We start from the raw sequence: 26,560 nt of genomic DNA on the forward strand, positions 1-26,560 counted from the left end.
GCAGCGGCCGGGAGTGGTCGGATTTCCCGTACCGTGACGTCGGGGTCACCAAGTGTCGGACGCGGCTTGAGAGGAGCTTGCGTGACTACGCGCGAAGGACCGGATGACGACCGGCGCAGACACCCCGGGCAACGGCCCGTGCCCCAGCGCCGGAACCCGGCCACGCCGCCTCGCGGCCAGGTGCCGCCGCGGCCCCAGGGACCGCCACCTCGGCGTCCGCCGGGCCCGCCGCCCCGCCGCTACGCCGGCCCCGTCCCGCCCCCGGGCTCGGCCGAAGAGACGGTCGTGTTCGCCCCGGTCGGCAAGGGGGGCACCGCGACCAAGGAGAAGCCGCCGCCGGCCCCGCTCGGCAAGAGCGGCGTCGCGATCCGGACCGCCGGCGAAATCCTCATCACGCTGGGCCTGGTCGTGCTGCTGTTCATGGTCTACGAGCTGTACGTGACCGACCTGTTCTCCGCGGGCAAGCAGTCCGAGGCGAGCGACCAGCTCGACGGCGAGTGGGCGCACGACCGCACGCTGCACCCCGAGCTGATCGACGGCAAGGCGTTCGCCCGCATCCACATCCCGACGTTCGGCGTCGACTACAACTTCACGATCCAGGAGGGCACCGACGACGCCGCCCTGGAGGTCGGGCCCGGCCACTACAAGGGCACGTCGCTGCCCGGCGAGCCCGGCAACTTCGCCGTCGCCGGCCACCGCGTCGGCAAGGGCGCCCCGTTCAACGACCTGGACAACCTCTCCTCTTGTGACCAGATCGTGATCGAGACTTCGACCGACTTCTACATCTACAAGGTCCTGCCCTATGACGACGAGATCGAGAACTGGGCCGGCGGCAAGGGTGCCGACCCGACGTGCAAGGGCGTCTCGACCCTGCGCGACGGAGGTGCCGAGGACGGCGGCCCGTACGACGAGACCTTCGGCCGCAAGGTCGTGCTGCCCAGCCAGGGCACCGCGGTGAACCCGGTCCCGTACAAGGGCGCCGACACGCTGCCGAAGGCCCAGCAGGCCGCGCTGCTCACGCTCACGACGTGCCACCCCCAGTTCTCCGCCCAGCAGCGGCTCATCATCACCTCGGTGCTGACCCAGCAGGTGCCGAAGAACCAGGTCAAGGACTACGGCGACCTGCTCTCGAAGATCGGGGAGGCCTGATGTACGCCTGGCTCTGGGGGAAGTTCCCCGGCCCCTTCGCGGTGAAGCTGACGATCGCGGTGGTCCTCGCCCTCGGCGTCGTGGCGCTGCTGATGTTCGTGGTGTTCCCGTGGCTGGAGCCGCGGCTGTGGTTCAACGAGGTCGCGGTCAACTGATCCGGAACCCGCCGGACGTGCGGACCGCTCGACGCTCGTGCGCTGCCACGCCGGGCTCAACCGGTCGGGCCTGGTCGTCGCGCAGGCGCTCGTCGAGCTCGGGCTCACCGTGCCGGCGGCGATCGCACTGGTCCGGCAGCGGCGGTCGCCGTGGGCGCTGCACAACGAGCTGTTCGTGCAGTACCTCGAGAGCGGGCTGCCGACCGCGCGGCTGCTGGTCGGGCTCGGGTCTTGAGAGCCTCCGGCGCACCGGGGTGCGCCGGAGGGCTCGGCTAGCAGTCCCGCAGCTCCGGGCTCTGGTTGAGCAGCTGGCCGCGCGGCGAGACGAACGCGCGGTAGCGGTCACCGTCCACTGTGCCGTCTTCGGACTTGCGGAAGACGGCGATCCGGTGGCAGTTCTGGAAGGCCAGCTTGACGCCGAAGTGGCGCTCGAGGCCGCCGCGGATCGCGTCCGAGGCCAGGGCCCGCAGCAGCTGCCCGCGGGCGGCCTCGCTCGGTGGCGGCGTCTCGTTGTCGGCGAAGCCGTCCGCCGCGCCCTCGGCGTCGGCGATGACGCCGGTGATGACCTCCCAGGCGTACGGCAGGGATTCCTTGACGCACGTGACGAACTCGGCGTCGGTGACCTCCCCGCGCTCGGCCTTCTCCAGCAGCGCGGGTGACACGTCCAGGGACATCGAACCTCCAGTTTGAGCAGGGCCACTCTCCTGGCTACCGGCCGGGCGACCCCGCCACAAGAGAAAACGATGATCATCACCAATATGGCGGAAGCGCCGGTCACTCCCAGCGGAAGTACCGCGCCGCCAAGGCCGTTCCGAGCACCGCGAAGCCGGCGAGCACGACGAGCTGCAGCGGCTGCACGCCGGTGCCGACCCAGGCGTCCTGCAGCGGCTGCGTGCCCGGCGGGACGTAGTCGCCGATCCGGCGGACGACCTCCGGCAGCAGCGGCCGCGGCAGGTAGACGCCGCCGAAGAACATGGTCGGCAGGAACGCGATCATCGCGAAGCCGCCGGCGGACTTGGCCGTCCGGGCGAACGCCGCCGCCAGCAGGCCCAGCGCGAACATCGAGACCGTGCCGAGCAGCAGGGTCAGCAGGAACGCCGGCGGGTGCTTCGGCAGGGGGACGTCGTAGGCCGCGTGGGCCACGCCCAACGTCAGGCCGATGCCCGCCAGCGCGATCACGACGTGGATCAGCAGCTGCGCGCCCAGCAGGTTCGCCGGGTGCACCGGGGTCGTGGCCAGCCGGCGCAGCACGCCCTGCTCGCGGTAGGTCGCGACGGCGCCCGGGATCGACTGCAGCGCCAGCATCGCGAGGCTGATGACGATCACCGACGGCACCCAGGCGTCGATGAACCGGAAGCCGCCGGCCGCGGGACTGGGTTCCGTCATGCCCGGGATGGCGCCGACCGCCAGCAGCACCGCCGCCGGCAGGAGGATGCCCGCGATGGCCATGAACGGCGTGCGGAGGAAGAGTTTCGCTTCGGTGGTGGTGATCTTGGTGAAGGTGTTCATCGGATGCTCCTCGTGAGCGAGACGAACGCGTCGTCCAAAGTGGAGGCTCCGGCCGCGGCGCGGAGCTCGGTCGGGGTGCCGGTGGCGACCACGCGCCCGGCGTCGAAGATCGCGACGCGGTCGCAGAGCCGCTCGGCCTCGTCCATGAAGTGGCTGACCAACAGGACGGTGACGCCGGTGGCGCGCACGCCTTCGACCAGCCGCCACGTCTCGCGGCGGGCGTGCGGATCGAGACCGGTGGTCAACTCGTCGAGGATGGCCAGCTCGGGGTTGCCCACCAGCGCCAACGCGATCGACACGCGCTGCTTCTGGCCGCCCGAGAGCTTGCCGAAGTAGCTGCGCGAGTGGTCGCGCAGGTCGAGCCGATCGAGCAGGACGTCGACGTCGGCCGGGTCCGGGTAGAAGGACGCGAACAGCTCCAGCGCCTCCCGCACCCGCAGCTTCGCGGGCAGCTGGCTCTCCTGCAGCTGGACGCCGACCCGCCGGGTCAGCGTCGCGCGGTCGGCCGCGGGGTCGAGGCCGAGCACGGAGATCTCCCCGCTGTCGGCCTTCCGGAGGCCCTGCAGGCATTCGACGGTGGTGGTCTTCCCGGCGCCGTTCGTGCCGAGGATGCCGAAGATTTCGCCGCGCTCGACGGTGAAGGAAACGCCGTCGACCGCGACCCGGGAGCCGTAACGCTTGCGGAGGTCGGTGACTTCGATGAGTGGCATGGCGACAAAGCTACGAAGGTTCGGCGCCGCGAGGAATGACGCTGAATCCCCAGCTCAAGTAGGGTTTTGCTGAAGCCGGGGTGGGGCTGGGCCCACCCCGGTCGTGGGGTTTGGGGCAGTGCGCGGACAGCGGCGGTTCGGCGAAGATCCCGGGGGAAGGAGGTGCCGGATGACGTACCTGCGTGCCCTCGGGCGGGCCTGTGCGCTGGCCGCGCTCGCCGTGGTCAGCTGGTTCGACGTGCTCGTCGAGCTGATCGCCTTCGCGTTGCTGTGCGTCGGGCTGGTCTTCTTCCTCGGTCCCGCCATCGAGTGGGCCCGGCACCGCTCGGCGACGGCCCGGACGCTGGCCGCGCGCTGGTGCGGCATCGAGGTCGAAGCGCCGTACCGGCCCGAGCCGCCGGAGCCGGTGCGGGAACGCGACGGCTGGTACCGCGACGGCAACACGCTCTACAAACGGGCGTTCTGGATCCGCTGGAACCGCCGCTTCACGTGGGCCATGGAGGACCCGGCCGCCGGCCGCGAGTTCGGCTGGCAGGTGCTGAACCCGCTGGTCACCCTCGTCCTGCCGGTCGCGGTGCTGCTCGGCGGGCCGGTGGTGCTGCGCGGCTACGGCCGGTGGACGCGCTGGTGGCTCGGCCCGCGACCGGCCCCGGTCCCCGGCCAGGGCCGCTGGCTCCACCGCCGGCTCGAGTCGCTCGGGCACCAGATGGGCATCCTCGCGCTGGCCGTGGTCATGTTCGTGTTCTCGCTGTGGCAGCTGGTCGTGATCGCCTTCGCGATGCCGGTGGCGGCGCCGGTGATCCTCTGGAGCCGCTCGATCACCGACACGCTGCGCCGCGAAGCCGGCAACTGGACCGGCGTGCGGATCGCCCGGCCGTACCTGCCGCCGCCCGGGCTGCCGGTGCCGCGCGCGGACGGGCTCTTCCAGGTCGGCAAGCAGCTCTACGACGAGCCGTTCTGGCCGGTCCAGCACGCGCGCACGCGGTGGGTGCTGCGCGACCGGGCCACTTGGCGCGACCTCGCCGGCGGCGCGTTGATCACGCTCGTGTCCCTGCTCCTCGTGGTGCCTTCGGTCGCGCTGGTCGGCCGCGGTGTCGTCGGGCTCTTCACCCTGTGGGCGTGGCGGCCGTTCGTGTCCTCCCCGGTGACGTGGTGGCCGTTCCCCGAGGTCTCCACCCACGTCGGGGCGCTGCCGCAGACCGCGGTCGCGCTCGCGCTGATCGTCGCCGGGCTGGCGCCGGCGACGTGGCTCGTGGGGCAGCAGGCCCGCTTCGCGCGGGTTTGGCTGGGGCCGACGGACGCGACCCGGCTCGCCCAGCGCGTCGAACGGCTGAAGCAGACCCGCACGGACGTCACGGTCACGCAGGCGGCGGAGCTGCGGCGGATCGAACGCGACCTGCACGACGGCATCCAGTCGCGGCTGGTCGCGATGGGCATGAAGCTCGGCGCGGTCGAGGCGCTGGTGGACACCGACCCGGCGGCGGCGAAGCGGCTCGCGGCCGAGCTGCGCGCGGCGTCGTCGGAAGCGCTCACCGAGCTGCGCGTGCTGATCCGCGGCATCCACCCGCCGGTGCTGTCCGAACGCGGGCTGCTGGACGCGGTCCGCGCGATGGCGCTGGACAGCCCGCTGAAGGCACAGGTCACAGGCTCGCTGCCGGGGCGCGTCGAGGAGCCGGTGGAGGCGTGCGCGTATTTCGCGGTGTCGGAGCTGCTGGGCAACGCGGCGAAGCACGGCGCCGGGCGGGCGTCCATCGAGGTGGCGTTCGCCGACGAGCAGTTGACGGTGACGGTGACCGACGACGGGCCGGGCGGCGCTGTTCCGGCCCGCGGCTCGGGGTTGCGCGGAATCGAGCGCAGGCTGGGCGGCTTCGACGGTAGGTTGACCCTGACCAGCCCGATCGGCGGGCCGACGAGGGCGACCGTGGAGATCCCGTGCCAGCTCGACCCCGAACCGTCGTCGCCGAAGACCAATACCTCCTCCGAGACGGCCTGACGCACCTGCTGGCCGCGCACGGTTTCGACGTCGTCGCGGCGGTCGGCAGCGGTCCCGAGTTGGCGGCGGCGCTGCGGTCGCACCAGCCCGACGTGTCCATTGTGGACGTTCGCATGCCCCCGACGAACACGGACGAAGGCCTCCAGGTGTCCCTGGCGGCACGCCGCGAGTTCCCGGGGCTGCCGATCTTGGTGCTGTCCCAGCACGTCGAGCAGCTGTACGCGCGCGAACTCCTGGCCGACGGCACGGGCGCGATCGGCTACCTGCTGAAGGACCGCGTGTTCAACGCGGACCAGTTCATCGACGCGGTCCGCCGCGTGGCCGCCGGCGGCACGGTGATGGACCCCGAGGTGATCGCGAAACTGGTGGCGGGCAACGCATCCGACCCCCTGTCCGCGTTGACGCCCCGCGAGCGTGAGGTCCTCGGCCTGATGGCGGAGGGCTGCTCCAACGCGGCGATCGCCGGACGGCTGCACTTCAGCGAAGGCGCGGTCGGCAAGCACACGGCGAACATCTTCCAGAAGCTCGGCATCTCCGCTTCGGACGATTCGAACCGCCGCGTGCTGGCCGTACTGGCGTACCTCGGTGCCGGTTAGCCGCGCGAAACCCGCGTCATCTCGTCGCGCTCCACGACCTTGATCCGCTCTCGACCGGCAGCCAGGCCCAGCGACTTCTCGTGCGAGTCGAGCCTGCCCCAGCCCTCCCAGGTCGTGAACGGGATGCCCCGCGTCGCCAGGAAATCGAGGATCGCGTCGGGAGACGCGTACTTCGGGGCCGCCAGCGTGTCCGCATCCGACAGCAGACTCGCGATCGTCTCCGCCGCGTCGCCCTTCGTGTGGCCGATCAGGCCGATCGGGCCGCGCTTGATCCAGCCCGTCACGTACACGCCAGGGAGCTGGTTCTCGTCCAGGTCCAGCACGCGGCCCGCCTGGTTCGGCACCACGCCGGCCACGTGGTCGAACGGGAGCTCCGGCAGGTGCGACGACAGGTAGCCCACCGCGCGGTACACCGCCTGGACGTCCCAGTCGTGGAACTCGCCCGTGCCGCGGACGTTCCCGTCGCCGGTCAGCTCCGTCCGTTCCGTGCGCAGGCCGGAAACCCGGCCGTCCGTGCCCAGCACTTCCGAAGGCGAGTGGAAGAAGTGCAGGTGGAGCCGCTTCGGTCGCGAACCCGGCTCGCGGATCGCCCACTCCTGCAGCGTCTTCACGACCATGTCGATCTGCTTCGACGCCCGCAGCGCCGCGATGCTGCCGTCGTCGAACTCGATGTCCTCCGGGGCCACGATGACCTCGACGTTCGGCGAGTGGTCCAGCTCGCGCAGCTCCAGCGGCGTGAACTTCGCCTGCGCCGGGCCGCGGCGGCCGAACACGTGCACGTCCGTGACCGGGCTGGCCTTGAGCCCCTGGTAGACGTTGTCCGGGATGTCCGTGGTCAGCAACTCGTCGGCCGTCTTCGCCAAGATGCGCGCGACGTCCAGCGCCACGTTGCCGACACCGAGGACCGCGACCGAAGACGCGGTCAACGGCCAGGTGCGCGGGACGTCCGGGTGGCCGTCGTACCAGGACACGAAGTCCGCGGCGCCGTGGCTGCCGGCCAGGTCGATGCCCGGGATGCCGAGCTCGCGGTCGGCGGACGCGCCGGTCGAGAAGATCACCGCGTCGTAGAACTCGCGCAGCTCGTCGAGCTTGATGTCGGTGCCGTAGTCGATGTTGCCGAGCAGGCGGATGTTCGGCTTGTCCAGCACCTTGTGCAGCGCCGTGACGATGCCCTTGATGCGCGGGTGGTCGGGTGCGACGCCGTAGCGGATCAGCCCGAAGGGCGCGGGCATCCGCTCGAAAAGGTCGATCGTCACGTCGGCGTCGGACTTGTCCAGGATGTCGGCGGCGTAAATGCCCGCGGGACCAGCGCCCACGACGGCTACGCGAAGAGATCGGCTCACCCGCTCCACGGTAAGTTAGGGTCTCCTAACTAGAAATGTGATTTACCGTACGGTCCACTAGTTGGGAGCCGGTAGGCTCGGCGGCATGCGTGTTCTCGTCGTCGACAACTACGACAGCTTCGTCTACAACCTGGTCCAGTACCTGGCCCAGCTCGGCGCCGACTGCACGGTCTGGCGCAACGACGTCGTGGACCTCGACCGCGTGCCCGAGTTCGACGCCGTGCTCGTCTCGCCCGGCCCCGGGACCCCCGAACGCGCTGGTCAGAGCATGGACGTCGTCCGCAAGTGCGCCGAGACGCGCACGCCGATGCTCGGGGTCTGCCTCGGCCACCAGGCGCTCGGCGTCGTCTACGGCGCGACCGTCGACCGCGCGCCCGAGCTGCTCCACGGCAAGACGAGCCAGGTCCGCCACGCCGGCGCCGGCATCCTCAAGGACCTGCCGGAGGAGTTCACGGCCACCCGGTACCACTCCTTGACCGTGGTGCCCGACACCATCCCGGCCGACGTCTTCGAGGTCACCGGCCGCACGGAGTCCGGCATCGTGATGGGCATGCGCCACCGCGAGCTGCCGCTGGAAGGCGTCCAGTTCCACCCGGAGTCGGTGCTCACCGAGGGCGGCCACCGGATGCTGGCGAACTGGTTGGCGGCGGCCGGTCACCCCGTCGACCCGGCCCGCGTGAACGAGCTCGAGCGGGCGACCAAGGCGCTCCAGAAGGCCGCTGTTGCGTGATCCGGCTCGAGGGAGTCGGCAAGCGGTACGGGCGCGGTGACTTCGTCCTCCACGACGTCGACCTGAGCGTCGAGCCCGGGCACGTCGTCGGCGTCCTCGGCAGCAACGGTTCCGGGAAGTCGACGCTGCTGCGGATCATGGCCGGCGTCTCGCACCCGACCACCGGCGTGGTGGCGGGAAGCCCGCGGATCGGTTTCCTCCCGGACCGCTTCCCGGCCGGCCAGCGCATGGGCGCGCGGGCGTACCTGCGGCACATGGCGCGCATCCACGGGCTCGCCGACCTCACCGTGATCGACCCGCTGCTCGAACGGCTCGCGCTGGTCGGCGGCCCGACGGCGCCGCTGCGGACGCTGTCCAAGGGCAACGCGCAGAAGGTCGGGCTCGCGCAGGCCGTCATGGTGCGGCCCGACGTGCTGATCCTCGACGAGCCGTGGTCCGGGCTCGACGTCGGGACGCACACGATCCTCGGCGAGCTCGTCGCCGAGACGCGGGCGCGCGGTGCGAGCGTCGTGTTCACCGACCACCGGCCGCAGGTGGTGCACGACCACGCCGACGTCGTCCACCTCATGAACGAGGGCCGGCTCACGGCCGAGAGCGCCGAACCGATGACGCGGATCGTGCTGCACGGCGGCGGGACCGACTGGGCGGACGAAGCGGGCGTGCACCACGCGGTCGTCGAAGGCGCCCAGGTCGTGCTCACCGTCGAGGTCGCTTCGGTGGACGCCGTCCTGTTGCGGGCGTTGAAGGACGGCTGGTCCGTGCGGGAGGTGGCGCCGTGCTCGCGCTGACGCGCTATCACCTGGCGCTGCTCGGCCATTCGCAGCGGTACCTGCCGGCGCTGCTGGCTTACCTCGCGCTGTGCGTGATCCTCTACGCCGACCCGAATTCGCCGCCGCTGCCGCTGTTCGGCGTGAGCGCCGGCGGGCTGCTCGTCGTCTCGTGCTGGCTGACGATCGCGCTGCTCGACATCGAGGACCCGGTGCAGCGGCTGGTCACCTTGAGCCACGCGCGGCAGTGGCGCCGGATGATCACCGGCGCGATCTTGACCGTGCTGGCCTGCTCCGCGATCCTCACCGTGATCACCGAGGCCTGGTCGGCGATCAAGTCGTTCAAGTTCCAGCCGTCGGCGCTGGGCATCGGGCTGCTCGCGCACCTCGCGTGCGCGTTGCTGGGCATCGCGATCGCGCTGCCGTGCTCGCGGCTGCTCGTGCAGCGGATCGGCTGGACGGTGCTCGCCGCCGTGGTCACGCTGATCGTCGTGCTGCTGGCGAAGATCCCGCTGGTCCACCCGCTGCTGCACGCACTGACCGACGGCGAGCCGGTCGGCGGCTCGCTCGCGCTGGCCGTGGTGACGTCGGTGGTGGTGCTGGCGGCCAGCTTCTTCACCGTCTCGGCCCTCGTGAGGCGTCGTTCCTGACCTATTCGTTTCTGAGTGCAAGTTGCAATCTTCAATTTCCGCGACGGGCTTCCTGCGGGTGCGCGGAGCCGACTAAGGTTCGGGTCCTCTCCGGCTCTGGGCGAAGGGAGAACGGGTGACGGCTGGGATCGTCGCGATCACCGGGCCAGCCGGCGATCTTCGTGACCTCGCCGCTTGGCTGCGCGGTGAAGACGAACTCCGCGGCCGCGTTCAGCTGTTCGACGCCGTCGTGGTCGGCGTGACCAGCAACTCCGCCGGCGTCTTCTGCCGATCGCTCTTCGCTTGGCTGCGGCGCTACCGGGAAGGCCGTGTTTCCCTGAAGGTCAAACGCTCCGGCGCGGCCGAGGAACTGGAGCTCGACTGCGGTCCCGCGAGCGACGCCGAGCAGGTTCTCGGTGCCGTCCAAGGATTTCTCGACCAAGCCTGAACGACGAAGAAGGCCCGCACGGCGAACCGTGCGGGCCTTCTTCGTGACCTGGGATCAGGGGCCGCTGGAGGTCGTCGGGAACAACGGGCCCTCCGACACGAAGACCGTCACGTTCTGGTTCTTGTCGATCTGCGTACCCGGGGTAGGGGTCTGCCTGGTGATCGTGTTCTCGGGTTTGTTGCTGGTCCGGTCGGACTGCTGCTTCAGCGTCCCTTGCCAGCCCATGCTTTCCAGCTTCTGCTGAGCGTCGTCGACCGTCATGCCGACCAGGGACGGCATCTCGATCTTGTTGTCCGGCTGACCCGTGGAGACGGTCAGGGTGATCTGGCTGCCGACCGTCACCTGACCGCCGTTCGGGGTCTGCTGGATGACCTGTTCCTTGGGCTGGTCGGACTGCTGTTCCACCCGCTTCACGGTGAAGCCCATGCCGGTGAGGGTGGAGCTGGCCTCGGCGAAGGTCTTGCCGATGAGGTTCGGGACCTGCTTCAGCTGCTTGCCCTTGCCGATGGAGATGGACACGCTCGCGCCCTGCTGGGCGTCGCTGCCCGCCTGGGGGGTCTGGTTGACGACCTTCCCCACCTGGTCCTGGTCGTCGGTGTCGACTTCCTGCACCGACGGGTTCAGGGTGAGGCCGACTTCCTTCAGCTTCGCTTCCGCGTCACCTTGGGAGAGGCCCTTGAGGTCCGGCACCTTCGCCGTGCCCGGGGGCTGGCCGATGGTGAGCGTGATCTGCGCCGCCGTGGCGACCGGTGTCCCGACGTCGGGGGTCACCGAGATGACCTGGTTGACCTGGTCGTTGGTGCACGGCGTGTTCCCGCTCGCGTCGGGCACCCCGCAGATCACCGTCTTGTTGGGCGCGAAGTTGTTGAAACCCTTCTCACGCAGGGTGTTCTTGGCCGCGAGCTCCGACTGTCCCTTGACGTCCGGGATCGCCACCGTGTTCGGTTCCTCGCCGCCGCCGCCCTTGAAAGCGCCCGACAGCCACATGATCAGCAGCACCGCGCCCAGCACGAACACGGCGGCCAGCGCGGCCAGGAGCGTCCGGCGACGGCGCTTGGCCTTCGGGTCCTCGTCGTCCGGGGTGTCGTACTCCTCGTAGCGCTGCGGCTGCCGCCGGTCGGAGTTCATCACCTGCGTGCGCTCGTCCTCGGACATCACCATCGGTGCCGCCGGGCGCTGGCCCGAGAGCGTGCGCACCAGGTCCGAGCGCATCTCCGCCGCCGACTGGTAGCGGTTCGCCGGGCCTTTGGCCAGTGCCTTCAGCACGACCGCGTCCAGCTCGGGCGCCACCGCCGGGTTCACCGACGACGGCGGGCTCGGGTCTTCACGGACGTGCTGGTAGGCGACCGCGACCGGGGAGTCCCCGGTGAACGGCGGCTCGCCGGTGATCAGCTCGTACAGCACGCACCCGGCGGCGTAGACGTCGGAACGGGCGTCGACCGACTCGCCGCGGGCCTGCTCCGGCGACAGGTACTGCGCCGTGCCGATCACCGCGGCGGTCTGGGTCATGGCGGACTGGCCGTCGTGCATCGCGCGCGCGATGCCGAAGTCCATCACCTTGACCGCGCCGTTCTTCGTGATCATCACGTTGGCCGGCTTGACGTCGCGGTGCACGATGCCGTGGCGGTGGGAGAAGTCGAGCGCCGCGCAGACGTCGGCCATGACCTCCATGGCCCGCTTCTGCGACATCGGGCCCTCGGTCTTGACGATGTCGCGCAGCGTCCGGCCTTCGACGTACTCCATGACGATGTACGGCAGCGGGCCGAACTCGGCGTTCGCCTCACCCGTGTCGTAGACCGCGACGATCGCCGGGTGGTTCAGCGCGGCGGCGTTCTGGGCCTCACGGCGGAAGCGCTCCAGGAACTGCGGATCCCTGGCAAGGTCGGCACGGAGGATCTTGATCGCGACTTCCCGGCCCAGTCGCACGTCGTGGCCGTGATGGACCTCGGACATGCCTCCGTAGCCGAGCGTTTCGCCCAGCTCGTACCGGTTGGAGAGCAGTCTGGGTGTGCTCATCTCTGGGTGCCGTTCCATTCCGTCCAAGGTGTGGTCATGATGCCTTGCTGGCCATCGTCGGTCGTGCCGGGAGCCTCCGCCGGATAGGCGCTGGAAGCGGGGGGCTCCTCCGCGGGCGGCTGTCTGCCCGGGACCACCTGGCTCGTCGTCTGGCCGGTGTGCGGTGGCGAGCCCGAGCTGCCGATCATCTTCGCCACCAGGACGATGCCCGCCACCAGGACAACGAGCAGGATGGCCGCGAGGAGCGCCCACCAACCCCACTGGGACTTCTTCCGGGCCACCGGCACCATGGCCGGGCGCAGCACGGGCCGGGACGGCGGGCCGATGGCGACCATCGGGTTCACCGCCGGCGACGGCGGGCCGACCGGCATGTGCTGCTGCGGCGGAGGAACCTGCTGCGGGACCGGCGGCTGCTGCTGGATCGGGTGCTGGCCGGTCTGGACCGGCTGCTGCTGCACCGGTTGCTGACCGGTCGAGTACGCGGCGTTGACCAGCCCGGACGGCGTGGGCAGCGGCATCCCGGCGCGGACCGCGGCGACGGCGGACGCGAACTCGCCGCCGTTGTTGTAGCGCTGCCGCGGGTCCTTGACCAGCGTCGCCTCGATCACCGCACGCGCGGCGGGCGGGACGTCCGGCGGCAGCGGCGGCGCGATGTCGCGGATGTGCATCATCGCGACCGTCACGGCGTTTTCGGACAGGAACGGCCGGTGCCCGGCGAGGCATTCGTAGCCGCACACCGCCAGCGAGTAGACGTCGGACGCCGGCTCGGCCGGGTGCCCGAGCGCCTGCTCCGGGGCGATGTAGTGCGCGGTGCCCATGACCATGCCGGAGCGGGTGACCGGCGCCGCGTCGGCCGCCTTCGCGACGCCGAAGTCGGTGATCTTCACCTGGCCCGCGGGCGTCACGAGGATGTTGCCCGGCTTGACGTCGCGGTGGACCAGGCCGTGGGAGTGCGCGGCCTGCAGCGCGTTGCCCGCCTGCTCGAGCATGTCGAGCGTGAACTCCGCCGACAGCCGCCCGTGCTTGGCCAGCAAGCCGGCCAGCGGATCGCCGTCGACGAGCTCCATCACCAGGTAGGCGATCGAGAGGTCACCGTCGAAGATGGTCTCGCCGTAGTCGTGCACCGCGGCGATGCCGGGGTGGTTGAGGGACGCCGTCATCCGCGCTTCGGTGCGGAACCGGTGGAGGAACTCGGCGTCGCCGGAGAGCTCGGACTTGAGGATCTTGACGGCCACGGTCCGGTCGAGCCGGGTGTCGCTGGCCTGCCAGACCTCACCCATCCCGCCGACGGCGATCCGGCTCGTCAGCTTGTAGCGCTCGGCCAGCAGGTGACCGGAGGACAGCATGCGCTATCCACCCCCGAGTTTCGCGTTGATCGCCGCGCGGCCGATCTCGGCGGCGACCGAGCCGCCGGTGGCCGCGAGCCCGCGGTTTCCGCCGTCTTCGACGATGACGGCGACCGCGATCTGCGGGTCGTTCGCCGGGGCGAAGGCGGTGTACCAGGCGTGCGGGGCGGTGTTCTTGGAGTCCGTGCCGTGCTCGGCGGTGCCGGTCTTCGACGCGATCTGGATGTCGGCGCGCTTGCCGCCGCCCTTGGTGAAGCCCTCGGAAGCGATCATCATGTCCTTGAGGATCGCGGCGTTCGACGACGAGAGTGCCGCCGTGCCGGTGAGCTCGGTGGGACTGTAGTCCTCGATGGTCGACAGGTCCGGCGCCAGCACCGACTGCACCAGCTGCGGCTTCATCGCCATCCCGCCGTTGGCCACGGTGGCCGCGAGCAGGCAGTCCTGCAGCGGGGTCAGCCGGACGTCGCGCTGGCCGATGCCGCTCTGGTAGAGCGCGCCCTGCGAGTCGAGCGGGCCGACCGTGGACGGCGCCACCTTCATCGGCACGGTCAGGTCGGTCTGCCCGATGCCGAAGTTCGCCGCCGTCTTCTTCATCTTGTCCGCGCCGAGCTGGCCGGCGAACTCCGCGAACGGCACGTTGCAGGAGTGCGCGAGCGCGTCCTTGAACGTCGTCCCCGGGCAGGCCTCGCCGGCGTAGTTCTCCAGCGTGACGCTCGTGCCGGGCAGCTTCGTGTTCGGCGCCGGGTTGACCGGGGTGTCCGGCCCCTTGCCGTCCTCGAGCACGGCCGACGCGGTGACCAGCTTGAACGTCGACCCCGGCGGGTAGGTCTCCGAGATCGCCCGGTTCAGCATCGGGTTCTTCGGGTCCTTGACGTAGGAGTTCCAGGCGTCGGTCTGCGCCTTCGACGTGTGCGACGCCAGCTTGTTCGGGTCGAACGACGGCGTCGACACCATCGCCAGGATCCGGCCGGTCTTGGGCTCCATCGCCACGACGGCGCCGGTGTAGCCCCGCTGCGTCATCAGGTCGTAAGCGGCCTTCTGGACGGCCGGGTCGATGGTCAGCCGGACGTTCCCGCCACTGGGGTCGCGGCCGGTGACCATGTCCGACAGCCGGCGGACGAACAGCCGCGGGTCCGAGCCGTTGAGGACGTCGTCCTCGGAGCGCTCGAGCCCGCCGGAGCCGTAGTTGATCGAGTAGTAGCCGGTGACCGGGGCGTACATCGGCCCGTCGACGTAGGACCGGGTGTACTTGTACTTGTCGTTCGACGGGTCGACCTTCGCCAGCACTTCGCCGTTCGCCTGCGAGACGATCTGGCCGCGGCGGCGGGCGAACTCGTCGTAGAGGACCCGGGCGTTGCGCGAGTCGGTGCGGTAGTCGTCGGCCTTCACGACCTGGATGTAGGTGGCGTTCGCGAGCAGCAGGACGACCATGGCGAGCATCGCCATGCCGACCTTGCGCAGCGGGGTGTTCATGCCTGGACGCCCCCGTCCGCCGGCGGGCGCTGCACGAGCACGGTGTGCGCCTCGGCGATCGGCGCCTGCGGCTGCTGCTGTGGCTTCGGACGGGCGGACGGCCGCCGGGCCGCGTCGGAGACCCGGAGCAGCAGCGCGACGAGGATGTAGTTCGCCAGCAGCGACGAACCACCCTTCGACAGGAAGGGGGCGGTGATACCGGTCTCCGGGATGAGTTTCGTGACCCCGCCGACGACGACGAAGATCTGCATGACCATGGTGAACGCCAGCCCGCCGCCGAGCAGCTTGCCGAACGTGTCCCGCACCGCGAGCGCGCTCCGCATGCCGCGCATCGCGACCAGCAAGTACAGCATCAGGACGGCGGCCAGGCCGATGAAGCCGAGCTCTTCGCCGATCGCGGCGGTGATGAAGTCGGTGTTCGCCTCCGGGACCATGTCCGGGCGCCCGGCGCCGAGGCCCGTGCCCCCGATGCCGCCGGTGCCGAGCCCGAACAGGCCCTGCGCGATCTGGTAGCCGCCGCCGAGCTTGTCGTAGGTGGCCAGCGGGTCGAGCCAGTTGGCGACGCGCTGCTGGACGTGGGTGAAGAGGTTGTAGGCGATCAGGCAGCCGCCGACGAAGAAGCTGAGGCCGAGGACGACCCAGATGATCCGCTCGGTCGCGACGTACAGCATCATCAGGATGACGCTGAAGAACAGCAGCGACGTGCCGAGGTCCTTCTCGAACACCAGGATGCCGATGCAGGCGACCGCGGCGATGAGGATGGGGCCCAGGTCACGGGCGCGCGGCAGCTCGACGCCGAGGAACTTCTTGCCCGCCACCATGAACAGGTCGCGCTTGGACACCAGGAACGAGGCGAAGAAGACCATCAGCAGGATCTTCGCGAACTCGCCCGGCTGGATCGAGAACCCCGGCAGCTTCAGCCACACCTTGGCGCCGTTGACCTCGGACAGGCTCGACGGCAGCAGCGCCGGCAGGGCCAGCGCGACGATCCCGATCAGGCCCGCGGTGTAGCCATAACGCGTCAGCGTGCGGTGGTCGTTGACCACGACCAGCACGGCGACGAAGAACGCCAGCGAGATGACCGTGAACAGCACCTGCGCGGTGACGGCGGGGGTGTAGTCCTTGCCGTTCTGGGCGGCGCGTTCCGCCAGCGCCAGGTCGATCCGGTGGATCATCACCAGGCCGATGCCGTTCAGCAGCGCGACGCAGGGGAGCAGCACCGGGTCCGCGTACGGCGCCCACTTCCGCACCGCCAGGTGCGCCGCGGCGAAGATGGCGAGGTAGGCGAGGCCGAGCCAGACGATCGACCAGGTGAGCTGCTGCTCCTGGTTCGCCTCCACCAGCACCAGGGCGATGGTGACGATGAACGCGGCGAACCCCAGCAGCACCAGCTCGGTGTTGCGGCGGGTCGGGACGTCGCGCGGCGGGTTCGTCTGGAACTGCGCAGCGAGCGGCTCGGCGGTGCGCGCGACGGGCTGGCTCATCAGTTACCGCCTCCCGTCGTCGGTGCCGTCGAACTCGGCGTCGAGCAGTCCCTCCCCGCTGGCTGGTTCGCCGACGACGGAGCAGTGGAGCCGGCCGGTGCCGACGGGGTGGGCGTCGGCGTGACCGTGGGTGTCGGCGTCAGGGACGGCTGGCCGCCCGCCGGCGCGCAGTTGTTCAGGCGCTTGTGCAGCTGCAGGAAGTCGTCGATGTACTTCCGCGCGTCGTCGAGGCTGTCCTTCTTGACGCCGTTCTGCACCGCCAGCCGCGCGTCTTCCTGGAGCTGGTCGACGCGCAGCTTGTCCGTGCACACCTGGTTGGGCGGGCACGAGCCCTGCTCGTAGGTGTGCAGGTCGATGCCGAGGATGCTGCCGGGGACGCCGCGGTAGATCACGACCTCCTGGTCCGCACCTTCGCCGACATAGTACTGACTCAGCACGAAGTACCGGGTCGCGATGGCGGCCGCGGCGAGCACCACGAGCACCACCAGCGCGCCCGCGAGCCAGCGGAACCGCTTCCGGCGCCTGGCCTTCGGATCCACGCTCGGCTGGGGCAGCTCCGGGCGCGGCTGCTGCGGTGGCTGGGTCAGCGCCCTCGCCCGCGCCGCGGGCGAGTCGCCCTGGTGCAGCTCGTCGCTGCCGTCCCCGGCGGCGCCGCCCACGATGGGCGCGTCCTCGCCGAAGTCGACGTCGACGACGTCGGCGATGATCACCGTGACGTTGTCGGTGCCGCCGCCCTTGAGCGCCAGCTCGATCATCCGGTCCGCGCACTTCTGCGGGTCCGGGATCTGCACGGCTTCGGTCAGCGTCTCGTCGCTGACCATGCCGGACAAGCCGTCCGAGCAGATCAGGTAGCGGTCGCCGGAGCGGGCTTCGCGCACGGTCAGGCTCGGTTCGACCTCGTGCCCGGTGAGCGCCTTCAGCAGCAGCGAACGCTGCGGGTGGACCGCCGCCTCTTCGGGCGTGATCCGGCCCTGCTCCAGCAGTTCGTTGACGAAGCTGTCGTCCCGCGTGATCTGGGCGAACTGGCCGCCCCTCAGCAGGTACGCGCGTGAGTCGCCGACGTGCACCAGCCCGAGGCGGGTGCCGGCGAACAGGACGGCCGTGAGCGTCGTGCCCATGCCGTCAAGGTCGGGGTCCTGCGAGACGAGCTCGGCGATCGCGGCGTTGCCGTTCGCCACCGCCTCTCGCAGCTGGGCGAGCAGGTCGTCGCGGGGTTCGTCGTCGTCGAGCGGCGCGAGCGAGGCGATGACGACCTTGCTGGCCACCTCACCCGCCGCGTGGCCACCCATACCGTCGGCGAGCGCGAGCAGGCGAGGGCCGGCGTACACGGAGTCCTGGTTGCTCGAACGCACCAGGCCCCGGTCGCTGCGGGCTGCGTAGCGGAGGACGAGAGTCATGGGCGAAGCTCGATCACCGTCTTGCCGATCCGGATGGGGACTCCGAGCGGGACCCGGAGGGGTGCAGTGACCTTAGCCCGGTCGAGATACGTCCCGTTCGTCGAGCCCAGATCTTCCACGTACCAGTCCTCACCGCGCTGGGCGATCCGGGCGTGCCGGGTCGACGCGTAGTCGTCGTCGAGCACCAGCGTGGAGTCGTCGGCGCGGCCGATCAGGATCGGCCGTCCGTCGAGCGCGATGCGGGTTCCGGCCAGCGCACCGTGGGTCACCAGCAGCTGCTGCGGTGACTTGCTGTTGCGCGGCTTCTTCTCTTTCTTGCGTCCGAAGGTCGGCACCTGGACGCGCATACCCGACGCCGCGTAGAGGTCCGAGCGGACGACTCTGAGCGCGGCGAACACGAAGAGCCAGAGCAGCACGAGGAAGCCCACCCTGGTGAGTTGTACGACCAGCTCTGGCACTTGGTGTGTCCGCTCCCGACTCGTCCGTGCAGCCGCGACGCGGGTACGCCGCGGTCCCCCCGCACGTCAATTCTGCGGGAACAGTATTCCGTGCCCCCAGTCAGCCCTGCGTACGGAACACGAGTGAGGAGTGACCCACCCGGATGACGTCGCCGTCCGCGAGCTGCCAGGTCTGGACCGGAGTGCCGTTCACGGTCGTTCCGTTGGTCGAGCCGATGTCGGCGAGCGTCGCGCTCTGGCCGTCCCAGGTGATCTCCAGGTGGCGGCGCGAGACGCCGGTGTCCGGCAGCCGGAAGTCCGCGTCCTGGCCGCGGCCCACGACGTTCCCGCCCTGCTTGAGCGAGTACGTCCGGTTCGAGCCGTCGTCCAGCTGCAGGCTCGCCGCGAGCTGGCGGCCGGCCGCGGGCGGGGCGTAGCCGCCCTGCTGCTGGCCGTACGGGTCGGCGGCCGGCTGGCCGTACGCCTGCTGCTGCCCGTACTGGTCGTAGCCGCCCTGCTGCTGGCCGCCGTACTGGTCGTACCCGGGCTGCTGCTGGCCGGCGTACTGGTCGTAGCCACCCTGCTGGTAGCCGCCCTGCTCGTAGCCACCTTGCTGGGGCTGGGCGTAGCCGCCCTGGTCGTAGGCGGGCTGCTGGCCCTGGCCGTAACCCTGGTCGTAGCCGCCCTGCTGGGGCTGGGCGTAGCCGCCCTGCTCGTAGCCGGCCTGCTGCTGGGCGTACCCCTGGTCGTAGGCACCGCCCTGCTGGGGTTGGCCGTACTGGTCGTAGCCACCCTGCTGCTGGCCGTAACCCTGGTCGTACCCGGGCTGCTGGCCACCCTGCTGTCCGTAGCCGTACTGGCCCTGCTGGCCGTACGGGTCACCCTGGTCGTATTGGCCGTAGCCGGGGGGCTGGCTCATTGCTGGGTCTCCTGCGTTGCTGGGTCGTGCCGACCGCGGTGAACCGGCGCCTGAGGGGCGGGCGTCGGGATCGACGGACGAACGGGTCTTGAACTGTCCAGTATGCAGCGCCTCGTTGCGCTCGAGTGATACGACGACGTCACCATAGGTGTCCAGGCCCTCGGCGGCGAGGTGTTCCGCCACCGCCTTGGCCAGCACCTGGGTGACCCGTTGCTCGTCACCGGCCATGCGCTCGTGGTCAGCCGCCCCCAGGGACACGATGTAGTGATTGGGGGCGAGCTGCCGACCGCCTGCCAGCTCACGAACGTTCTCCTCACTCTCCCGCTCCAGGGCGATCGCCACTTCCTGCGTGACGACGTTGCCACCGAACATGCGCGCGAAAGTGTTCCCCACCAGGTTCTCGAGTCGTCTGTCAAAACGCTCGACGCGGCTCACCGGGGAAAACCTCCTCACACGTGTGCTTCCGCTATCGATCCTATCCGGGTGAGCCCGCCTCGACACGGCCCCCGGTGAAACCGGTGAGAACCACCTGCTAGTCTTCTCTTCGCTGTCAGTGAGTAGCACTCGGGCGAGTGGCGGAATGGCAGACGCGCACGGTTCAGGTCCGTGTGTCCGAAAGGACGTGAGGGTTCAACTCCCTCCTCGCCCACGCTGTTCAGAGGCCCGGTCGCTAGCGCGACCGGGCCTCTTCCCGTTTTCCCTATTTCTCCCGGGGGCCGAGCCCCCGGACCCCCACGGTGCCGCTTCTCACCTCCCGGTGTGGCTGGGGTTGGTGGGGAATATCACCCGTTTGGCTCTGCGTGGTGTTCGCTCACGGCGCACTTCGAGGTGTATCAAGCCGTCGTTTTGGTGATCCAGGCGGCCAAGACGTCCGCTCGGCTCGTCGTCTCGATGCCCGCGTGGGGGCAGCCCGGGCCGGTGGCCTCCAGGGCCACCAGTTCGGTCCCGGTGAAGTAGGGAGCTCCCGAGTCGTACGTGCACGCGCTCGTGGTGATCTCGGGGGCCGCTCCGCGGACGCCCAGGGTCGTCGGCTCCACCTTCGCGACCGCCACCGTGCCCTGCTGCATGCGGGTCGCCGGCTTGGGGTCCGTGCCCGTCAGGCTGCCCCAGCCCGCCAAGGTCAGCTGCTGGCCGACCTTCGGCACCGCGTGGCTCACCCTCAGGGGCTGGACCGTGGTCACCGGGGTGTCGAGCTCGATCAGGGCCACGTCGTTCTCTTTGGCCTGGACCACGTCGGTCACCCTGCGGGCGACGCCGGACTCCGTCGCCTCGTCGACCAGGCCCAGGGTCGCCGTCGTCGGGTACGGGGCCTTGCCCGAGACGCGGTTGCGGTTCGCGTCGTGGAAGCAGTGGCCCGTCGTCAGGACCCAGCCCGGGGCGATCAGGGCGCCGGTGCAGTAACTGCTGTAGGTGGAGCCGTCCGGGCGCGGGATCTTCGTCATCGCGAGCTTCACGACGAACCCGTACTGCCCGTCCGGCACGTCGGAGCCGTGGGCGATCCCCGGCGCGGCCAGGGCGGTGGGGGCGGTGGCGGTGGTGATGGTCAAAACAACAGCGGCGAGCAGAGCGCGCGGGCGCATTCTTCCCCTTCGTCGAGTCGGTGGTCGACGTTCGACGTTAGGGCCGCCGCGGCCCCTGCGGAATTCCCTGGCCGGGCGTCACCCGGTGGCCCATCGGGTGACGCCCGGACGGAGATCAGCCGAGGTGCGAGGCGATCCAGTCCGCGACCACGTCCACGCGGGCGGTGGTCTCCGCCTGGTCGTGGGGGCAGTCCGGGCCGTCGCTCTCGATGGACACCAGTCGGCCGCCGTTCTTGCCCGTCGGCACGAAGTACGGCGCGCCCGAGTCGTACGTGCACGCGCTCGTCGTCGACGTCGGGGCCAGGCCCTTGATGCCGGTGTAGAGCGCGTCGACCGTGGCAACCTTCATCAGGCCCTGCTGGAGCTTGGTGCCCGGCGTCGGGTCGACCGCGGTGAGGCTGCCCCAGCCCGCCAGCACGACCTTCTGGTCCACCACCGGCGCCTTGTGGGCGATCGACAGCGGCTCGATGCCGTACACCGCCTTGTCGAGCTCGGCGATCGCGATGTCGTTGCTCGGTGACTGGTACACCGTCACGACGTTGCGCGTGACCCCCGGCTTGTCCACGGTGGACGTGCCCAGCAGCACGGACGTCGGGTACGGCACCGGGCCGGACACCGGGTTGCGGGCCGCGTCGTGGAAGCAGTGGCCGGCCGTGATGATCCACTTCTTGGCGATCAGGGAACCCGAGCAGGCGCTGTTGTACTTGGTGCCGTCGGGTTTCGGGATGTCCGTCATGGTCAGCTTCGCGGCGAACTTGAACGTCCCCTGCGGGACGTCGGCGCCGTTGGCCACGGCCGAAGCCGGCGCCGCGGTGACCACCGCCGCGGCGAGCGCGAAGAGCGTTGCGGACAGAAGAGCGCGTGTGCGCATGGAAGAACCCCCGTTCAGGGCCGGCTCAACGGCCGGCGACGGGGGCGAGAGTAGCGAAAAACGAAAAGGCGGTGGCGGGAATCCCCGCCACCGCCGGAAGAAATCAGTGCACGCCGACCAGGTCGACCACGAAGACCAGGGTCTCGCCGGGCTTGATGACGCCGCCCGCGCCGCGGTCGCCGTAGGCCAGGTGCGGCGGGATGACGAGCTGGCGGCGGCCGCCGATCTTCATGCCCTCGACGCCCTTGTCCCAGCCGGAGATGACCTGGCCGGCGCCGAGGCCGAAGCGCAGCGGCTCGCCGCGGTTCCAGGACGCGTCGAACTCCTCGCCGGTCGAGTGCGAGACACCGACGTAGTGCACGGTGACGGCCTTGCCGGGCGTGGCCTCCGCGCCGTCACCGACCGTGATGTCGGTGATCTCGAGGTCGGCCGGAGGGGTGCCCTCGGGGCGGTCGATCTGGGGCTTTTCCAAGGTCATGGCACTCACGGTACCCACGCGCGCGAGGCTGCGCCGAACGGACTACGTCCAAGGGCTGAAAAACGCGAAAAGTCTTCACACTTCGGCTACTGCTCGGTAGCGTGCGCTTCGTCACTCTTCTGACTGAGGGGAGCCCGGCATGCGACGTGGCATCCGCGCCCTGACCTTGACGGCTTTGGGGGCCCTTGTGGCCGGCCTGACCCAAGTCGCCGTCACCGCTCCGACCGCGCAGGCGGCCGCGTCGCCCGACGACTACTGCGGTGGGCAGTGCAACGACATCCTGCCGCCCGGCGAACAGGGCAGCGCCACCCTCGCCGAGATCCTGGCGCACAAGGTGCTGGGCACCCGGCCCGCGCACGCGGCCGACCAGATCGGCAAGTACGCGTCGCTGGCGGGCGGCTACCAGTCGCTGACCACCAGCACGATCAGCCAGTACTTCAACGACTCTTCGTTCGGCGTCGCGGCCGACCAGGTCGCGAGCACGACGACGCCGCGTTCGGACGTCACGATCGTGCGGGACAAGGCACTCGGCGTCCCGCACATCACCGGGACCACGCGCAGCGGCACGGAGTTCGGCGCCGGGTACGCCGCCGCGCAGGACCGGCTGTGGCTGATGGACGTGCTGCGCCACGCCGCCCGCGGCCAGGTGACGCCGTTCGCCGGCGGCGCCGAGGCCAACCGCGAGCTCGAGCAGCAGTTCTTCGCGAACGCGCCGTACACCGAGGCCGAGCTGCAGCAGCAGATCGACCACGTGGCGAGCAGCGGCCCGCGTGGCGCGCAGGGTCTCGCCGACGCGCAGGCCTACGTCGACGGCATCAACAAGTACATCAACGACTCCCACAGCGGCCGGTACTTCCCGGGCGAGTACGTGCTGACCGGGCACGTCGACGCGATCACGAACGCCGGCACGATCGACCCGTTCAAGCTGACCGACCTCGTCGCGCTCGCCTCGCTGGTCGGCGCCGAGTTCGGCGCGGGCGGCGGCGGTGAGGTGCAGAACGCCATCGCGAAGCTCGCGATGCAGGAGAAGTACGGCGTCGTCCAGGGCGAGAAGGTGTGGCAGAGCCTGCGCGCGGAGGACGACCCCGAAGCCGTCAAGACGCTGCACGACGGCCAGACCTTCCCGTACGGCAAGACGCCGGCCAACGCGGTCGGGCAGGCCCTGCCGGACAAGGGTTCGGTGACCGGGCAGCAGCTGGTGTTCGACCGGACCGGCTCGGCCTCGACCGCGACGCCGTCCACTGTGGACGTCCCCGCGCCCGCCGAGCAGGAGCCCGCCCGCGGGATGTTCGACAACGGCGTGCTGCCGGGCAACATGCTGAGCGAGAAGCACGGCATGTCGAACGCGCTGCTCGTCTCCGGCGCGAAGACCGCCAGCGGCCACCCGGTCGCGGTGTTCGGCCCGCAGACCGGCTACTTCGCGCCGCAGCTGCTGCTGTTGCAGGAGCTGCAGGGCCCGGGCATCAGCTCGCGCGGCGCGGCTTTCGCCGGCCTGAGCATGTACACGCTCCTCGGCCGCGGCCAGGACTACTCGTGGAGCGCGACGACGTCGGCGCAGGACATCATCGACACCTACGCGCTGCAGCTGTGCGACCCGACCGGCAAGGCGCCGACGAAGGACTCGAACTACTACACCTGGCAAGGCCAGTGCATCCCGATGGACACCATCGAGGTCAAGAACGCCTGGAAGCCGACCGTGGCCGACGGGACCGCGGCGGGCTCGTACACCCTGCGCAGCTACCGGACGAAGTACGGGCCGGTGCAGAGCCGGGCGACCGTCGGCGGCAAGCCGGTGGCGTACGCGGCGCTGCGCTCGTCCTACTTCCACGAGGTCGACTCGCTGATCGGCTTCCAGGAGCTGAACGACCCGGGCTTCGTCAAGTCCGCGGCCGACTTCCAGAAGGCCGCGGCCGACATCAACTACACGTTCAACTGGTTCTACGCCGACTCGAAGGACATCGCGTACTTCAACTCCGGCAGCAACCCGTCCCGGCAGTCCGATGTGGACCCGAACATGCCGGTGTGGGGCAACCAGGGCCACGACTGGAACGGCTGGAACCCGGCGGGCAACGTCGCGACCTACACGCCGGCGTCGCAGCACCCGCAGTCGATCAACCAGGACTACTACGTCAGCTGGAACAACGCGCAGGCCAACGGCTACGCGGCCGCCGGGGCGGACAAGTCGGCCGTGCACCGCGTCGACCTGCTCGACACGCGTGTCAAGACGATGATCCTCACCGGTACCAAGGTCACCCGGGTCAACCTGACCCAGGCGATGGAGGACGCCGCGCTGGCCGACCTGCGCGCCGAGCGCGTCCTGCCGCTGCTGCTGCAGGTGCTCGACAAGACGCCGGCCACCGGTGCGGCCGCCGACGCCGAGGCGAAGCTGAAGACGTGGCTCGCCAACGGCCATCGACGTACGGAGACTTCGCCGGGTAGCAAGGCGTACGCCGACGCCGACGCGATCCGCATCTTCGACGCCTGGTGGCCGCTGCTCGTCCAGGCCGAGTTCAAGCCGGGCATGGGCGACGACGTGTACAACGCGATGACCGGCGTGCTGGGCATCAACGAAAGCCCGTCCGGCTTCCAGAACGGCAACGGCCAGCACACCGGCCAGCCCCACAAGGGTTCGTCGTTCCAGTTCGGCTGGTGGGGTTACGTCAGCAAGGACATCCGGCAGGTGCTCGGCCAGCCGGTCGCCGGCCCGCTCGGCCAGACGTTCTGCGGCGGCGGGAACGTCACGACGTGCCGCCAGGCGCTCGTCGACTCGCTGACCACCGCCGCCGGCCAGCCCGCGAACACCGTCTACCCCGGTGACGCGTCCTGCTCGGCCGGCGACCAGTGGTGCGCCGACACGATCGTGCACACCGCGCTCGGCGGCATCACGCAGGACAAGATCAGCTGGCAGAACCGCCCGACGTTCCAGCAGGTCGTCGAGTACACCGCGCACCGCGGGGACACCATCGCGAACCTCGCGCCGGGGAAGACGGTCAGCGCCACGAGCGCCGAGTCCGGCTTCTACAACTCGCCGGCGTCGAACGCGATCGACGGCAACGACTCGACCCGCTGGGCCAGCGACTGGAGCGACGACCAGGCGATCACCGTCGACCTCGGTTCGGTGCAGCCGGTCTCGCGGGTGGGGTTGAGCTGGGAGTCCGCGTACGGCAAGAGCTACCGGATCCAGACCTCGCCGGATGCGGTGACCTGGACGGACGCGGCGGTCGTCACGAACGGGGACGGCGGACAGGACAACTTGTCCTTCACGCCGACGCAAGCCCGGTTCGTGAAGCTGCAGGGCGTCCAGCGCGGCACGAAGTACGGGTACTCGCTCTACGAGTTCGAGGTCTACGCCCACTGAAGGAGCCAGGCCGGTTCGCCCCCGGACGCGGGGGCGAGCCGGCCGTCTTCGTCACAGTGACCGCGGCATGACCTGCGGTTACGGTGATCGCATGGACGACTGGACGCCCCGCACCAAGGCCATCGCCGCCGGCCGGCCGCACGGCCCCGGCGAGCCGCTGAACACCCCGCTCGTCGCCACCAGCACGTACCGAGCCGGTGGCGACTTCGTGTACGCGCGCGGCGACGGGACGCCGACCTGGCACGCGCTCGAAGAAGCCGTCGGTGCGCTGGAGGGCGGGCACGCGACGGCGTTCGCGTCCGGCGTCGCGACGCTGTCCGCGGTGCTGGACCTGCTGCCGGTGGGGGCGCGGGTGGTCGTGCCGACGTTCAGCTACGCCGTGACGCGCGGGGTGCTCGCCCACGCGCAGAAGCTCGGCAAGCTCGCCGTCACCGAGCTCGAGCCGACCGACACCGCGGCCTGGGTCGCCGAGGCCGCGACGGCCGACCTGGTCTGGCTCGAGTCGCCGACCAACCCGACCCTCGACGTGATGGACATCGAGACGATCGCCGCCGCGGCGCGCGGCCGGGTCGTCGTCGACAACACCTTCGCGACGCCGTTGCAGCAGCGGCCGCTCGAGCTGGGTGCCGACGTCGTCGTGCACAGCGCGACCAAGCTGATCGGCGGGCACAGCGACCTGCTGCTGGGCATCACGGTGGCCAAGGATCCCGAGGTCGCGGCCGAGCTGCGTGGCGCACGCACCCGGGTCGGCTCGACGCCGGGTGCGCTCGAGGCCTGGCTCGCGCTGCGCGGCTTGCGGACCATGCCGGTCCGGCTGGCCGAGCAGTCCCGCACGGCCGCGCTGCTGGCCTCGCGCCTCGGCGAGCACCCAGCGGTGACGCGCGTGCGCTACCCCGGCTTCGGGATGATGGTCTCCTTCGAGCTGGCCGACGCGGAGGCCGCCGACCGGTTCTGCGCGTCGGTCCGGCTGATCGTCCCGGCGACGAGCCTCGGCGGCGTCGAAAGCCTGGTCGAACGCCGGGCGTGGCTCCCGGGTGAGGAGCGCGTCCCGGCCGGGCTGATCCGGTTCAGCGTCGGCCTCGAAGACCCGGACGACCTGTGGCGGGACCTGCACAGCGCGTTGGCGGAGTAACGCGACCGGGTGAAACCTCGATAGTCGCGGCATCGCAGGT

At 70.4% G+C, this 26,560-nt stretch carries 25 protein-coding genes and 1 tRNA gene; 12 read left to right on the forward strand and 14 right to left on the reverse strand.

All coding sequences use genetic code 11. The features are described from left to right. The first annotated feature begins 138 nt into the window (after positions 1-138). From AB0N03_RS41340 to AB0N03_RS41350, 3 genes are read left to right on the forward strand one after another with little or no spacing between them, the layout of a single operon-like run. The gene (locus AB0N03_RS41340) at positions 139-1,149 is read left to right on the forward strand and encodes a class E sortase (protein WP_364384612.1); all 1,011 of its coding nucleotides are present in this window, start codon (positions 139-141) and stop codon (positions 1,147-1,149) included. Further along, positions 1,149-1,304, forward strand: a complete 156-nt coding sequence (locus AB0N03_RS41345; protein ID WP_364384452.1) for a hypothetical protein — start codon at positions 1,149-1,151, stop codon at positions 1,302-1,304. The genes AB0N03_RS41340 and AB0N03_RS41345 overlap by 1 nt, the downstream gene beginning before the upstream one ends. A gap of 37 nt (positions 1,305-1,341) precedes the next feature. Then, positions 1,342-1,539: a hypothetical protein gene (locus AB0N03_RS41350; RefSeq protein ID WP_364384455.1), complete on the forward strand. Its 198-nt coding sequence runs from the start codon at positions 1,342-1,344 to the stop codon at positions 1,537-1,539. Between the two features lie 37 nt (positions 1,540-1,576). On the opposite strand, the gene AB0N03_RS41355 is transcribed toward AB0N03_RS41350, so the two are convergent. From AB0N03_RS41355 to AB0N03_RS41365, 3 genes are all read right to left on the reverse strand, one after another. Continuing rightward, complete coding sequence (locus AB0N03_RS41355) at positions 1,577-1,978, reverse strand: SCO5389 family protein (protein WP_364384458.1); 402 nt, start codon at positions 1,976-1,978, stop codon at positions 1,577-1,579. A gap of 100 nt (positions 1,979-2,078) precedes the next feature. Continuing rightward, on the reverse strand, positions 2,079-2,813 hold the full coding sequence (locus AB0N03_RS41360; RefSeq protein WP_364384461.1) for an ABC transporter permease: 735 nt from the start codon (positions 2,811-2,813) through the stop codon (positions 2,079-2,081). Next, complete coding sequence (locus AB0N03_RS41365) at positions 2,810-3,523, reverse strand: ABC transporter ATP-binding protein (RefSeq protein ID WP_364384464.1); 714 nt, start codon at positions 3,521-3,523, stop codon at positions 2,810-2,812. The genes AB0N03_RS41360 and AB0N03_RS41365 overlap by 4 nt, the downstream gene beginning before the upstream one ends. Before the next feature lie 169 nt (positions 3,524-3,692). Here AB0N03_RS41365 and AB0N03_RS41370 point away from each other — a divergent pair, with 169 nt between their 5' ends. Both AB0N03_RS41370 and AB0N03_RS41375 read left to right on the forward strand, forming a co-directional pair. Continuing rightward, positions 3,693-5,516, forward strand: coding sequence for a histidine kinase (locus AB0N03_RS41370; RefSeq protein WP_364384467.1), 1,824 nt, complete (start codon positions 3,693-3,695; stop codon positions 5,514-5,516). After that, a complete protein-coding gene (locus AB0N03_RS41375; RefSeq protein ID WP_364384470.1) occupies positions 5,456-6,112 on the forward strand; it encodes a response regulator transcription factor in 657 nt (218 codons plus the stop codon). The genes AB0N03_RS41370 and AB0N03_RS41375 overlap by 61 nt, the downstream gene beginning before the upstream one ends. Here the strand turns inward: AB0N03_RS41375 and AB0N03_RS41380 are convergent. Continuing rightward, entirely contained in the window at positions 6,109-7,428 is a 1,320-nt protein-coding gene (locus AB0N03_RS41380; RefSeq protein WP_364384473.1) for an FAD-dependent oxidoreductase, read from the reverse strand. The genes AB0N03_RS41375 and AB0N03_RS41380 overlap by 4 nt on opposite strands. A 112-nt stretch (positions 7,429-7,540) precedes the next feature. Here AB0N03_RS41380 and AB0N03_RS41385 point away from each other — a divergent pair, with 112 nt between their 5' ends. The 4 genes from AB0N03_RS41385 (at position 7,541) to AB0N03_RS41400 (ending at position 10,029) form a co-directional block, all read left to right on the forward strand. Beyond that, positions 7,541-8,185, forward strand: a complete 645-nt coding sequence (locus AB0N03_RS41385; protein WP_364384476.1) for an aminodeoxychorismate/anthranilate synthase component II — start codon at positions 7,541-7,543, stop codon at positions 8,183-8,185. Then, positions 8,182-8,973, forward strand: coding sequence for an ABC transporter ATP-binding protein (locus tag AB0N03_RS41390; RefSeq protein ID WP_364384479.1), 792 nt, complete (start codon positions 8,182-8,184; stop codon positions 8,971-8,973). The genes AB0N03_RS41385 and AB0N03_RS41390 overlap by 4 nt, the downstream gene beginning before the upstream one ends. Next, positions 8,961-9,602: a hypothetical protein gene (locus AB0N03_RS41395; protein WP_364384482.1), complete on the forward strand. Its 642-nt coding sequence runs from the start codon at positions 8,961-8,963 to the stop codon at positions 9,600-9,602. The genes AB0N03_RS41390 and AB0N03_RS41395 overlap by 13 nt, the downstream gene beginning before the upstream one ends. A gap of 115 nt (positions 9,603-9,717) precedes the next feature. Further along, positions 9,718-10,029 carry a hypothetical protein gene (locus AB0N03_RS41400; RefSeq protein ID WP_364384485.1) on the forward strand — a complete coding sequence of 104 codons (312 nt, stop codon included), beginning with the start codon at positions 9,718-9,720 and terminating at the stop codon, positions 10,027-10,029. A gap of 54 nt (positions 10,030-10,083) precedes the next feature. Here AB0N03_RS41400 and pknB read toward each other — a convergent pair whose 3' ends face one another. The 7 genes from pknB to AB0N03_RS41435 form a co-directional block, all read right to left on the reverse strand. Continuing rightward, the gene (pknB, locus tag AB0N03_RS41405; protein ID WP_364384488.1) at positions 10,084-12,045 is read right to left on the reverse strand and encodes a Stk1 family PASTA domain-containing Ser/Thr kinase; all 1,962 of its coding nucleotides are present in this window, start codon (positions 12,043-12,045) and stop codon (positions 10,084-10,086) included. Further along, positions 12,042-13,391, reverse strand: a complete 1,350-nt coding sequence (locus AB0N03_RS41410; RefSeq protein WP_364384491.1) for a serine/threonine-protein kinase — start codon at positions 13,389-13,391, stop codon at positions 12,042-12,044. The genes pknB and AB0N03_RS41410 overlap by 4 nt, the downstream gene beginning before the upstream one ends. 3 nt (positions 13,392-13,394) lie before the next feature. Then, positions 13,395-14,864: a penicillin-binding transpeptidase domain-containing protein gene (locus AB0N03_RS41415; protein ID WP_364384494.1), complete on the reverse strand. Its 1,470-nt coding sequence runs from the start codon at positions 14,862-14,864 to the stop codon at positions 13,395-13,397. After that, positions 14,861-16,348, reverse strand: a complete 1,488-nt coding sequence (locus AB0N03_RS41420; protein ID WP_364384497.1) for an FtsW/RodA/SpoVE family cell cycle protein — start codon at positions 16,346-16,348, stop codon at positions 14,861-14,863. The genes AB0N03_RS41415 and AB0N03_RS41420 overlap by 4 nt, the downstream gene beginning before the upstream one ends. After that, the gene (locus tag AB0N03_RS41425; protein WP_364384500.1) at positions 16,348-17,745 is read right to left on the reverse strand and encodes a PP2C family serine/threonine-protein phosphatase; all 1,398 of its coding nucleotides are present in this window, start codon (positions 17,743-17,745) and stop codon (positions 16,348-16,350) included. The genes AB0N03_RS41420 and AB0N03_RS41425 overlap by 1 nt, the downstream gene beginning before the upstream one ends. Then, positions 17,742-18,203 carry an FHA domain-containing protein gene (locus AB0N03_RS41430; RefSeq protein ID WP_003079002.1) on the reverse strand — a complete coding sequence of 154 codons (462 nt, stop codon included), beginning with the start codon at positions 18,201-18,203 and terminating at the stop codon, positions 17,742-17,744. The genes AB0N03_RS41425 and AB0N03_RS41430 overlap by 4 nt, the downstream gene beginning before the upstream one ends. A 100-nt stretch (positions 18,204-18,303) precedes the next feature. Continuing rightward, positions 18,304-19,536: a DUF3662 and FHA domain-containing protein gene (locus AB0N03_RS41435; RefSeq protein ID WP_364384502.1), complete on the reverse strand. Its 1,233-nt coding sequence runs from the start codon at positions 19,534-19,536 to the stop codon at positions 18,304-18,306. A 131-nt stretch (positions 19,537-19,667) separates the two neighbouring features. On the opposite strand from AB0N03_RS41435, the gene AB0N03_RS41440 reads away from it, so the two are divergent. Next, positions 19,668-19,750 (forward strand) — tRNA-Leu (locus AB0N03_RS41440). A 184-nt stretch (positions 19,751-19,934) separates the two neighbouring features. Here AB0N03_RS41440 and AB0N03_RS41445 read toward each other — a convergent pair. The 3 genes from AB0N03_RS41445 to AB0N03_RS41455 all read right to left on the reverse strand — a co-directional run bounded on the left by AB0N03_RS41445 (position 19,935) and on the right by AB0N03_RS41455 (position 22,030). Beyond that, positions 19,935-20,681, reverse strand: coding sequence for a trypsin-like serine protease (locus AB0N03_RS41445; protein ID WP_364384505.1), 747 nt, complete (start codon positions 20,679-20,681; stop codon positions 19,935-19,937). Between the two features lie 115 nt (positions 20,682-20,796). Continuing rightward, positions 20,797-21,552 carry a trypsin-like serine protease gene (locus tag AB0N03_RS41450; protein ID WP_364384508.1) on the reverse strand — a complete coding sequence of 252 codons (756 nt, stop codon included), beginning with the start codon at positions 21,550-21,552 and terminating at the stop codon, positions 20,797-20,799. A gap of 103 nt (positions 21,553-21,655) precedes the next feature. Continuing rightward, positions 21,656-22,030 (reverse strand): FKBP-type peptidyl-prolyl cis-trans isomerase, encoded by a 375-nt coding sequence (locus tag AB0N03_RS41455; RefSeq protein ID WP_364384511.1) that lies wholly within the window; start codon positions 22,028-22,030, stop codon positions 21,656-21,658. A 139-nt stretch (positions 22,031-22,169) separates the two neighbouring features. Between AB0N03_RS41455 and AB0N03_RS41460 the strand changes: the two genes are divergently transcribed. Both AB0N03_RS41460 and AB0N03_RS41465 read left to right on the forward strand, forming a co-directional pair. Then, positions 22,170-25,388: a penicillin acylase family protein gene (locus AB0N03_RS41460; RefSeq protein ID WP_364384514.1), complete on the forward strand. Its 3,219-nt coding sequence runs from the start codon at positions 22,170-22,172 to the stop codon at positions 25,386-25,388. Positions 25,389-25,479: 91 nt separating this feature from the next. Next, a complete protein-coding gene (locus AB0N03_RS41465) occupies positions 25,480-26,520 on the forward strand; it encodes a PLP-dependent transferase (RefSeq protein WP_364384517.1) in 1,041 nt (346 codons plus the stop codon). The last annotated feature ends 40 nt before the right edge of the window (positions 26,521-26,560 follow it).

The sequence above is a fragment of the Amycolatopsis sp. NPDC051061 genome, from assembly GCF_040682935.1.
Classification (GTDB): Bacteria; Actinomycetota; Actinomycetes; order Mycobacteriales; family Pseudonocardiaceae; genus Amycolatopsis.

Bases quoted from the DNA above. Each gene is read 5' to 3' on its own strand.
- AB0N03_RS41360 (WP_364384461.1), bottom strand. From the start codon at position 2,813: ATGAACACCTTCACCAAGATCACCACCACCGAAGCGAAACTCTTCCTC.
- AB0N03_RS41465 (WP_364384517.1), top strand. From the start codon at position 25,480: ATGGACGACTGGACGCCCCGCACCAAGGCCATCGCCGCCGGCCGGCCG.
- AB0N03_RS41455 (WP_364384511.1), bottom strand. From the start codon at position 22,030: ATGACCTTGGAAAAGCCCCAGATCGACCGCCCCGAGGGCACCCCTCCG.
- AB0N03_RS41410 (WP_364384491.1), bottom strand. From the start codon at position 13,391: ATGCTGTCCTCCGGTCACCTGCTGGCCGAGCGCTACAAGCTGACGAGC.
- AB0N03_RS41365 (WP_364384464.1), bottom strand. From the start codon at position 3,523: ATGCCACTCATCGAAGTCACCGACCTCCGCAAGCGTTACGGCTCCCGG.
- pknB (WP_364384488.1), bottom strand. From the start codon at position 12,045: ATGAGCACACCCAGACTGCTCTCCAACCGGTACGAGCTGGGCGAAACG.
- AB0N03_RS41345 (WP_364384452.1), top strand. From the start codon at position 1,149: ATGTACGCCTGGCTCTGGGGGAAGTTCCCCGGCCCCTTCGCGGTGAAG.
- AB0N03_RS41420 (WP_364384497.1), bottom strand. From the start codon at position 16,348: ATGAGCCAGCCCGTCGCGCGCACCGCCGAGCCGCTCGCTGCGCAGTTC.
- AB0N03_RS41355 (WP_364384458.1), bottom strand. From the start codon at position 1,978: ATGTCCCTGGACGTGTCACCCGCGCTGCTGGAGAAGGCCGAGCGCGGG.
- AB0N03_RS41415 (WP_364384494.1), bottom strand. From the start codon at position 14,864: ATGAACACCCCGCTGCGCAAGGTCGGCATGGCGATGCTCGCCATGGTC.
- AB0N03_RS41445 (WP_364384505.1), bottom strand. From the start codon at position 20,681: ATGCGCCCGCGCGCTCTGCTCGCCGCTGTTGTTTTGACCATCACCACC.
- AB0N03_RS41460 (WP_364384514.1), top strand. From the start codon at position 22,170: ATGCGACGTGGCATCCGCGCCCTGACCTTGACGGCTTTGGGGGCCCTT.
- AB0N03_RS41450 (WP_364384508.1), bottom strand. From the start codon at position 21,552: ATGCGCACACGCGCTCTTCTGTCCGCAACGCTCTTCGCGCTCGCCGCG.
- AB0N03_RS41425 (WP_364384500.1), bottom strand. From the start codon at position 17,745: ATGACTCTCGTCCTCCGCTACGCAGCCCGCAGCGACCGGGGCCTGGTG.
- AB0N03_RS41370 (WP_364384467.1), top strand. From the start codon at position 3,693: ATGACGTACCTGCGTGCCCTCGGGCGGGCCTGTGCGCTGGCCGCGCTC.
- AB0N03_RS41385 (WP_364384476.1), top strand. From the start codon at position 7,541: ATGCGTGTTCTCGTCGTCGACAACTACGACAGCTTCGTCTACAACCTG.